The sequence below is a fragment of the Acinetobacter sp. GN11 genome (assembly GCF_054823985.1).
The window spans coordinates 1-9,793 of sequence record NZ_JRVL01000149.1 but is presented as its reverse complement, the minus strand read 5'-3'; the positions used below and the strand labels follow the sequence as shown (position 1 = coordinate 9,793).

General features: G+C 39.4%; 9 protein-coding genes. 3 read left to right on the top strand and 6 right to left on the bottom strand.

The features are described from left to right. The first annotated feature begins 107 nt into the window (after positions 1-107). Complete coding sequence (locus tag NL42_RS12830; RefSeq protein ID WP_461313028.1) at positions 108-1,154, top strand: NAD(P)H-dependent flavin oxidoreductase; 1,047 nt, start codon at positions 108-110, stop codon at positions 1,152-1,154. Between the two features lie 37 nt (positions 1,155-1,191). On the opposite strand, the gene dusB is transcribed toward NL42_RS12830, so the two are convergent. After that, positions 1,192-2,217, bottom strand: a complete 1,026-nt coding sequence (gene dusB, locus NL42_RS12825) for a tRNA dihydrouridine synthase DusB (protein WP_461313027.1) — start codon at positions 2,215-2,217, stop codon at positions 1,192-1,194. Positions 2,218-2,300: 83 nt separating this feature from the next. Here dusB and NL42_RS12820 point away from each other — a divergent pair, with 83 nt between their 5' ends. Both NL42_RS12820 and NL42_RS12815 read left to right on the top strand, forming a co-directional pair. Next, on the top strand, positions 2,301-3,509 hold the full coding sequence (locus tag NL42_RS12820; RefSeq protein WP_035366435.1) for a DUF1615 domain-containing protein: 1,209 nt from the start codon (positions 2,301-2,303) through the stop codon (positions 3,507-3,509). Next, positions 3,476-4,132: an HAD-IB family hydrolase gene (locus NL42_RS12815; RefSeq protein WP_461313026.1), complete on the top strand. Its 657-nt coding sequence runs from the start codon at positions 3,476-3,478 to the stop codon at positions 4,130-4,132. Before NL42_RS12820 ends, NL42_RS12815 begins: the two co-directional genes overlap by 34 nt. Before the next feature lie 27 nt (positions 4,133-4,159). On the opposite strand, the gene proB is transcribed toward NL42_RS12815, so the two are convergent. The 5 genes from proB to NL42_RS12790 form a co-directional block, all read right to left on the bottom strand. Beyond that, positions 4,160-5,293: a glutamate 5-kinase gene (proB, locus tag NL42_RS12810; RefSeq protein WP_461313025.1), complete on the bottom strand. Its 1,134-nt coding sequence runs from the start codon at positions 5,291-5,293 to the stop codon at positions 4,160-4,162. Between the two features lie 15 nt (positions 5,294-5,308). Then, positions 5,309-6,529: an Obg family GTPase CgtA gene (gene cgtA / locus NL42_RS12805; RefSeq protein ID WP_336167400.1), complete on the bottom strand. Its 1,221-nt coding sequence runs from the start codon at positions 6,527-6,529 to the stop codon at positions 5,309-5,311. Positions 6,530-6,711: 182 nt separating this feature from the next. Then, positions 6,712-7,386, bottom strand: a complete 675-nt coding sequence (locus NL42_RS12800; protein WP_252612340.1) for a hypothetical protein — start codon at positions 7,384-7,386, stop codon at positions 6,712-6,714. 11 nt (positions 7,387-7,397) lie between these two features. Continuing rightward, a complete protein-coding gene (locus NL42_RS12795; RefSeq protein ID WP_446089796.1) occupies positions 7,398-8,123 on the bottom strand; it encodes an MFS transporter in 726 nt (241 codons plus the stop codon). A gap of 149 nt (positions 8,124-8,272) precedes the next feature. Beyond that, on the bottom strand, positions 8,273-9,730 hold the full coding sequence (locus NL42_RS12790) for a glyceraldehyde-3-phosphate dehydrogenase (RefSeq protein WP_446089795.1): 1,458 nt from the start codon (positions 9,728-9,730) through the stop codon (positions 8,273-8,275). Positions 9,731-9,793 lie beyond the last annotated feature (63 nt).

Here is a 9,793-nt window from a genome sequence, read left to right as displayed (position 1 = left end):
CTTTTAATTATTTAAGAAATAAATATTTAAAAACTAAATGCCCAATATTATTTGCTCTTGGTTCTGATTTCACGTTATGGTGAAGAGAAAGAAATGAGGTGAATAAAATGACCCTGTTACAACAACTTGAAATTAAACATCCAATTTTTCTTGCCCCTATGGCGGGTGTGTCTACACCTGAACTTGCCGCAGAAGTTTCTAATCAGGGTGGTCTTGGGTCATTAGGACTCGGAGCAAATACAGCACAAAGTGCTCAAGAACAGATTTTAAAAACCCAAACACTTACAGAGAAATCGTTTCAGGTTAATTTTTTCTGCCATCAACCCGAACAACTTAGTTCTCAAACCTCAGCACAATGGATTGAATATTTACGTCCACAGTTTGAAAAGTTCGGAGAACAGCCGCCTCAAAACTTAAACTGTATTTATCCAAGTTTTCTTGATAACGATGATTTTCTAAATGTCGTATTAGAAACTAAACCCAAAGCTGTCAGTTTTCATTTTGGTATTCCCCATCCGCATCAAATTCAGGCATTAAAAGATGCCGGAATTATAACCATGGTTTCTGCTACCAATTTAGTTGAAGCACAAGCCATTGAGGCAGCTGGTATAGATATTATTATTGCTCAAGGTATTGAAGCAGGTGGACATCGAGGAATCTTTAATAAGAATTTTGATGCAGCGATTAAAACGAGTGATTTAGTACATCTTATTGTCAAACATTGCAAACGACCTGTGGTAGCCGCTGGTGGCATTATGAACGGTGCACAAGCACGATATATGTTGAGCTTAGGAGCTACGGCTGTTCAACTCGGAACTGCTTTCGTTCAATGTCCATCTTCAAATGCATCTGTCGAATACCGTAAAGCTTTATTTAATGAGCCTGTGACACAAATCAGTGCCAGTCTTTCTGGACGTCCGGCCCGCGGCCTACTGAACCATTGGCACACACAAATTGATTTACCGAATCGACCGCCTCAACCAGAATATCCATATACCTATGATTTGGCCAAGCAATTAAATGCAATTGCCAGTAAGAATAAAGACTATGGCTTTGGTGCTTTTTGGGCAGGTAGTAATGTCTCACAAATACGTGAATTAGCTGCTGCTGATTTAGTTAATCAGTTAGTGGTAGAAATGTTAGAAGATGAGTAAATTTAAAAAAGCCAGTAAACATTTACTGGCTTTTTCTTTAATGAGTTTCTAATAAGTTAACCTGCTCAACTTGCACATCACTCATCAAATTGCCTTCAGCTAATAGCTGATTAAAATAGTTTTCGACCACTAATGCTTGCTGAGCTGTACTTTCAACTTTATACATATTTTGGCGGAATTCATTGCTTGAACGTAACCCTTTCGTATACCAAGCAATGTGTTTACGGGCAATACGGCATCCAGAATATTCACCATAGAATTGATAAAGTTCTGATAAATGCCCTAATAGCACCTGCTTCACCTCTTCAATATTAGGTGCGGCTAAGTGCTCTCCAGTTTTTAAATAATGAGCAATTTCACGGAAAATCCATGGTCGACCTTGAGCAGCACGACCAATCATAATTGCATCAGCACCTGTATAGTCGAGCACATATTTTGCCTTTTCAGGGCTATCAATATCACCGTTTGCAATAAGTGGAATATTGATTAATTCTTTAACATGTTTGATCAAGTCATAGCGTGCTGTATTTAAATACATGTCTTCACGGGTGCGACCATGTAAGGCCAAGGCAGCAATTCCCGCTTCTTCTGCCCTTTTTGCGATTCTTAAAATATTTTCTTGGCCATTTAAAAAGCCCAAACGGGTTTTTAATGTAACAGGAACATCAACAGCAGCGACAACCGTATCAAGAATTCGTGCCACTAAATCTTCATCTTGTAATAATGCTGAACCTGCGAGTTTATTACATACTTTTTTCGCTGGACATCCCATATTGATATCAACAATTTGTGCGCCATTTGCCACTTGATGACGTGCAGCCTCAGCTAACTGCTCAGGATCAGAACCAGCAATTTGTGCAGAGATTGGGGCAAGTTCGCCATCAAAATTTGCACGGTAGAGGCTTTTCTTGCTCATCTGCAAAGTCTTATCGGCAGTCATCATTTCACTGACTGCATGGCCTGCGCCAAAATACTTACAGAGCGTTCTAAATGGACGGTCAGTAACCCCGGCCATAGGAGCAACGATTAAATTATTTGACAGTTGATAGGGACCAATATACATATATATTCATACAATTGATGATCAACATAGTATACTTCATCCGCTTAATCGGCTCATCTTTTTATGCAGGTGCTTTCCTCGCCATGAACAAACCGTTATCTTCCCGTTTTTTATTAAAATCATTCGGTATGGTCGCCGTGTGCATGAGTTTAGCTGCTTGTGGTGATAAAGGTTGGTGGTCAAAAAATGATGAGCCTGAACTAGAAAGCCAGCACATTAAAAAGTTAATTCCATCACGTGTGCATGATCGTGAGTCATGGGCAAAAGATATTGATGATATTATGCAGGAATTAAAAATTCCTAAAACTAAAAAAAATGTATGTAGTATTGTCGCTATTGTCGATCAAGAATCTAACTTTGTTGCCAACCCTCAAGTGCCTGGATTAGGCCAAAAAGCAGTTGAAGAAGTTAGCACACGTTTAAATGAAAAGTTTGAAGATAAGCTTGGCAAAACCATTGGTGGAACAATGGCTGGTTATTTTGAAGAAGTACTAAAAACTCAGCCTTCTCCTGATAACAACTATATGAGCCAAATGCGTAAGGTTAAAACTGAAAAAGATCTCGATTTACTATATCGAGAAATTTTCGATTTTATGGCTAAGCATTATCATGTGAGTGCCTTAACAGGTGCAGCCAAATTAGTTGGACAAGATATTGGCGAGAAAATGAACCCTATTACGACCTTGGGTTCTATGCAAGTTCATATTAACTATGCGAAAGCCAATAAACGCTCAAGCATGAATACTGCTGCACTTCGTGATGATTTATATACTGAATATGGCGGTTTATATTATGGTATTCATCGTTTAATGGTTTATCCAGCTGACTATGACAAAGCCATTTATCGATTTGCAGACTATAACTCAGGTATGTATTCTAGCCGTAATGCTGCTTTTCAAAATATGCTGGATGCTCTTACTGATGCTAAGCTCACTTTAGATGGTGATCTACTTCTTTACACAAAAGATGGGGATCCGCGTCCGACTCAAAGCCAGTCAGAAAAAGAGCTGATTACTGTATTTGCAAAAAATAATGTATTGGTTACCCCACGACAAATTCGTGATGATCTTAAATTAGAAAAAGAGAAAAAGTTTGAAAGTACTCAAACCTATATTGCTCTGACGAAACTTTATAAAGCAAAGACAGGTAAAGAACCTATCTATGCAATGATGCCGCAAGTGGTTATTTCTGGACCAAAATTAAGTCGTGACTATAATACCAACTGGTATGCAACCCGCGTAAACGGACGATATGAATCATGTATGCAACGAGCGAAACGAATAAGACTATAAAGAGTCTCGCCCTGTTCGATTTTGATGGAACCCTGTGTAGCAAAGACAGTTTTACAGGATTTATCTTTTATGCTTTGTCTAAGCGCCACATTGTTAAACAAAGCTTAAAAATCCTACCATGGATTCAAGCTTACTATCTTAACTTTTATCCAGCTAATGCTATGCGTGCCAAGTTATTCCGTAGCATGTTCAAAGATACTCCCGCAATTGAACTGCAAAGATTAGGTGAAGAATACGCACAACAGTTGGTCTCTGCGCTCTCACCTGAACTTTTCGCACAGTTACAGCATCATCAGTTACGTGGTGATCGAGTGGTACTGGTTTCGGCTTCAATTGATGTCTACCTTGCCCCACTTTGCAAGTTACTAGATATCGAATTAATTTGTACCGAAACTCAAATTAAAAACGGCATAATGACGGGTTACTATTCCACGCCAGATTGTAGTAGTGAACAAAAGAAATTAAGAATACATCAGCAATATACACTACAGCATTACCATCAAATTTATGCCTATGGTAATAGCTCAGAAGATCTAGATATGTTGAGTCTCGCGACACATCCATATATGGTGGGTGAAGATCGTGTTCTACCTCGTTTAACGCCAGAAAAAAAGCTCGCATAAAGCGAGCTTTTTTAATTTTACAATAATCTAGTAAATCGCCATATGATCACGATGAATCATTTCAAGTGAACGGGCTTCACCAAGTACTTGATAAACCTTATCAGAGGCTAAGCCTTTAATAATTTCAGCAGATCGCGAGCTAAAATTCACTCGACCCACTGCAATACGTTTACCTTGTTTATCGACACATTCAACTACATCACCACGATCAAAATGTCCTTCAACAGTTTTAACCCCAACTGGGAGTAAACTGCGATGTTTCAATTTAATCGCCTCAATGGCGCCATCATCAATTACAAGACGACCTGCCGTCTGTAAATGAGCAGCGAGCCACTGTTGATGAGCAGTCATACGGTCTTTATCTGTAGTAAACAGCGTACCTAGCATTTCACCGGCCATAGCACGTGACAAGACATTATCACTTTCGCCACTCGCAATGAGCGTTGGACAACCCGACTTAGCAGCTAAACGTGCGGCACGAACCTTAGTCACCATACCACCTCTGCCGAGTACACCGCCACCGCCAGCCATTTCGAATAAAATATCGTCCATGGCACGAACAGTAGAGAGTAATTTAGCATCTGGGTTGTGACGTGGATCTGAGTCAAACATGCCCTGCTGATCCGTTAAAATGATCAGCAATTCTGCATGCACCTGACCTGCAACCATCGCAGCTAAAGTATCGTTATCACCAAAGCGAATCTCGTCGGTAGATACCGTGTCATTTTCATTAATAACCGGAATCACACGCCAATCAATCAAGTTTTGCAAAGCATCACATGAGTTTAAATAACGACGGCGGTCTGCTAGATCATCATGCGTCAATAAAACCTGAGCAGTACGAATGCCATGTTCTTCAAGCACACTAGACCAAGTATGAATTAAACCCATCTGCCCAATCGCAGCACAGGCTTGCAGACTGGGTAGATCGGTGGGTCGACTCGCAAGCTTCATACGAACCATACCTTCAGCCACAGCTCCAGACGACACTAAAATAATTTCGTGTCCGGCATTGTGTAGATCTGCAATCTGTTTCGCCCAATGCGAAATAGCATTCAAGTCTAAACCTTGCCCATTGGCTGTGAGTAAAGATGATCCGATTTTAACAACGATTCGTTTACACTCACTGAGCTGACGTTGCCCATCGACCACTTCTATCATGTTTTCCTCGGTTTTCTAGTCACGAACGTAGATGCTTTCTACATCAGTGTCGTCTTCATCATCGTCAAAATCATCATCATCGCCCAACATGCCTTCAAGACGTTGTGCTCGACGCATAGCGCGATATGCTTCTTTTGCCGCAATGGTTTGTTCACGTGTTTCAATTTCTAGTTGTTCACGGAAAGCTCTTACTTCTGCTGCATATTCAGGATCTTCAACTTCGCGTTCACGTTGTTGTTCAAGCTGATCCATTAAGTAATAAACAACTTCTTTCGTTCCTTCGCTTAATAAGCCTGAGGTCTTAAAGACAGGTCCAGTCCACTCTAGTTCACCTAGAATATGCTGACACCACTCTTCACGACTTTCTTCAGCAATCTGATCAAGTTTGTTCAGTACTAAAACAATCGGTAGTTTAGCTAAAGTAGGAGAAAACTTAGCTAACTCGTTCATAATTGCTTTTGCATTATGCGCCGGATCTGAACCATCAATTGGTTGCACATCAATAATGTGTAAAAGAATACGCGAACGTGCCAAATGTTTAAGGAAACGAATTCCTAAACCAGCGCCTTCTGCTGCACCTTCAATCAACCCTGGAATATCGGCCATTACAAATGAACGATGACGGTCAGCATCTACAACACCAAGGTTTGGAACCATAGTTGTAAATGGATAGTCTGCTACTTTTGGTTTTGCAGCACTTACAGCACGAATAAAGGTTGATTTACCAGCATTTGGCATGCCCAGTAGACCAACATCTGCCAACACTTTTAGTTCAAGGCGAATTTCACGGAATTCACCTTTGATGCCTGTCGTACATTTACGCGGAGCACGGTTAGTTGATGATTTAAAGTGAGTATTCCCCAAACCACCATCACCACCACCTGCAACCAGAATTCTTTGGCCGTCTTCAACCAAATCGCCAATAATATCGCCTGAATCTGTATCAACAATTGTTGTACCAACGGGTACTTTTAAAACCACATCTTCACCACCACGTCCGGTACAGTTAGCGCCTGCACCATTCTTCCCGCGCTCAGCACGGAACTTACGTGTGTAACGGTAATCGACTAGCGTACTTGTATCATCATCAGCTTGAATGTAGATACTTCCACCACGTCCGCCATCACCACCATCTGGGCCACCAAATGGTACAAATTTTTCACGGCGAAAACTGGCTACGCCATTGCCACCGTCGCCAGCCTCTACGGTAATGACTGCTTCATCAACAAAGCGCATCTGCCAATCCTCTAAAAACTTTAAAACCGCCTATTCTGCCATATTTTCATAAAATTCTCGAATAGAAAATGGGACAATTCCTATTTATAACGATCTGTTTTCATCTTTAAGTCATCAAAAGCATTTTAGATTCACAAATACGAGCTTTAATCAAAATAAAATGCAGGATGACTATTTAATTTTTAAGGATGAACATTACGTAGAGGCAAGGTCATTTGCATATCAAGATTTGCTTTTGTTTTTGGAACTGAATTATACATAATGGCATTAAATGAAGAGACATTCCCCATTTCCATAGGGTCATTCACTTGTAGACTTGGTTTAAATTGATGTTTAACCGATAAATTTACTGGCTCATCAAATTCAAAATAAACAGGACCATCAAAAACAATTTTAACTGGAATGGTATAACTACGTTTTAAATTAAAAGGAACATCCAACTTGATGGGAATATCCAATTTAAGCGGAAATTTGGGCAAAAATTTATTTTGATAGATCAAATCTGTCGTTGTTTCGAGCGGCATAACTTGATCAATCTTTAGTGTTGTTGAGTAATCAACACTTACTGTAATTGGTGTCTCTACAGCAAAATTTAAATCTGCCAGATACTTCCCTTTCAGCGGTAGAGTCAGTTGCCGATCTATATCTAAGGTTGTATCAAGCTTACCAATAGACTGAACTTGCAAAGTATTGCCAACCTGAATCTTTGTTTCCAAAGAATCAGGTAAAGTGATATCTGCATTATGAGCCGAAACGACTAAATTAGCTTGAATATTGAGGTATACCCAAAACATAACTGCGGCAAGTATCGTCATTAAAATGAAACTGATGAGCATACTCTTGAGTGAACGAAACATTAGCATCCACCCTATTGATTAGCTGTCGTCTGCGATGTTTCTGAACCTACTACCCGATTTAGTCGCATACTGGACAGAGGAATTTTTAACTCACCATTTGCAATCTTCACAGGCAATGTGTTTTTCACATCGACTGAAGCATTTAGCGCAGTTTTAACAGGAACATTCAAATTACCCTCGATTGGAATATTAGTATCCAATCTTGCTTTTAGAGGAATATGTAAATTTTCTTTTAATACTGTCCGCACTGGTGCATCGAATTTCAAATGAACCTTTTGCTCAAGCGGGACATTAATATCAATCGGAACATCAAGTTTTAATGGAATGGATCCCTTTAACGGTAATGTAATATCACGTCCCAAAACTCTGACTTGAACCTTCGTATCGATTGGTAGGTTTTGCTCAACTTTTAATGTTTCTTTTACTGGAATTGTTGTGCTAATGGGTACCATATTATCGAAATAAACGCGCGGCGTTAGCGTTTGCGTTAATGGAATATTCAATTTCTCATCAATTGGAATACTGGCATTTACCCTTCCTTTCACATCAACGTTTAAAGCATCTTGTACTTTAACCTTAACTTGTAGAGGTTCTTGCAAGTCAATAGCAACTGCCTGATTCTTCAATGGAATATAAATATTAAAATGCTTAAACACCCATATTGCAATGAGTACACCACATAAATTGGCAATAATGATGAATATAAAAACGACCAACAAACGTTTAAACTGCGACAATTCCTATCCCTTACTATTTTCTTTTTTTCCTTAATTCTTATTCTCATTTATTTACAAAAAATAGTCAGCATATATTTTGTACGGTTGTAAAAAAACCCAGTCTAAACTGGGTCTTTTTGTGAAAATCTTTTATAGATCGTTAAATGATCTTAAGCATTCAATTCTGCTGGAATTTTTTTGTAGCTTACACCGCACATTTGTTCAGCGATACGTAATACCTGACAGCTATAACCTACTTCGTTATCGTACCAAACATAAGCAGTTAAACGGTTACCAGAAGTAATCGTTGCTTGAGCGTCATATACACCAGCAGTACGAGAACCGATAAAGTCACTCGATACAACTTCTGTCGAGTTGGTATAACCAATTTGACCTTGGAGGCTAGAGTTAATCGAAATTTGACGAATGTATTCGTTCACTTCTTCACGATCAACTTCTTTATCAAGCGTTAAGTTCAAGATAGCAAGAGATACGTTTGGTGTAGGAACACGTACAGAGTTACCAGTTAACTTACCTTTCAATGCAGGTAATGCTTTAGCAACGGCTTTAGCTGCACCAGTTTCTGTAATTACCATGTTCAAAGTAGCAGCACGACCACGGCGATCTGCTTTATGGTAGTTGTCAATTAAGTTCTGGTCATTTGTAAATGAGTGAACAGTTTCAACATGACCGTTAAGAACTTTATATTTGTCATCCAATACTTTAAGAATTGGAGTAATTGCATTTGTTGTACAACTTGCAGCAGAGATGATTTTGTCTTCATCTAAGATGTCTGTGTTGTTTACGCCAAATACAACGTTTTTCATTTCGCCTTTACTTGGTGCAGTCAATACAACACGTGCAACGCCTGGGCATTTCAAGTGTTGGCTTAGACCTTCAGCATCACGCCATTTACCAGTGTTATCGATTACAAGTGCGTTTGAAATACCGTATTCAGTATAGTCAACTTCACTTGGGCTAGATGCATAAATCACTTTAATGAAGTTACCATTCGCAATGATTGCTTCGTTTTCTTCATCAACAGCGATTGTACCAGCGAAAGTACCGTGAATAGAGTCACGACGAAGTAAAGAAGCACGTTTTGCTAAATCACCATCAGAAGATTTACGCACAACAATTGCTTTAAGGCTTAAACCACGACCTAAACCTGATTGGCTAATGATTAAACGAGCCAAGATACGACCAATACGACCGAAACCATAAAGAACGACATCTTTAGGTTGTTCAGAAGTTGCGCTACCTTTGATTGATTCAACTGCTTGAGCAACAAAAGCGTTAACATCACCGCCTTTTTCTTTATATTCAACAGCAAGTTTACCGATATCAACTTCTGCAGAACCAATATTCTCAAGCTGAGCTAAAGCTTCTAAAATTGGGAATGTGTTTACAACAGAAAGCTCAACGTCTACAACACGTGTACGGCGGTGAGTTTTCAAAATTTGGATAACAGAACGGTTAATTAAAGAGCGACCGTAAACAGATACGACAATATTTTTTTCACGGTATAATTGTCCGATTAATGCAATCATACGTTCCGCGATTTCTTCACGGTTTTTCCAACGGCCTTGGTGTTCAGCATGCAGGGCGATGATAGTGTCTTTGCTCACAGATACGTCCTCTAATTAATTATATCTAGGCGTGATTTTTTAAACCCCGTAATTGTAATGGAA

Bases quoted from the DNA above. Each gene is read 5' to 3' on its own strand.
- dusB (WP_461313027.1), bottom strand. From the start codon at position 2,217: ATGTATATTGGTCCCTATCAACTGTCAAATAATTTAATCGTTGCTCCT.
- NL42_RS12815 (WP_461313026.1), top strand. From the start codon at position 3,476: ATGTATGCAACGAGCGAAACGAATAAGACTATAAAGAGTCTCGCCCTG.
- proB (WP_461313025.1), bottom strand. From the start codon at position 5,293: ATGATAGAAGTGGTCGATGGGCAACGTCAGCTCAGTGAGTGTAAACGA.
- NL42_RS12800 (WP_252612340.1), bottom strand. From the start codon at position 7,386: ATGTTTCGTTCACTCAAGAGTATGCTCATCAGTTTCATTTTAATGACG.
- cgtA (WP_336167400.1), bottom strand. From the start codon at position 6,529: ATGCGCTTTGTTGATGAAGCAGTCATTACCGTAGAGGCTGGCGACGGT.
- NL42_RS12820 (WP_035366435.1), top strand. From the start codon at position 2,301: ATGAACAAACCGTTATCTTCCCGTTTTTTATTAAAATCATTCGGTATG.
- NL42_RS12830 (WP_461313028.1), top strand. From the start codon at position 108: ATGACCCTGTTACAACAACTTGAAATTAAACATCCAATTTTTCTTGCC.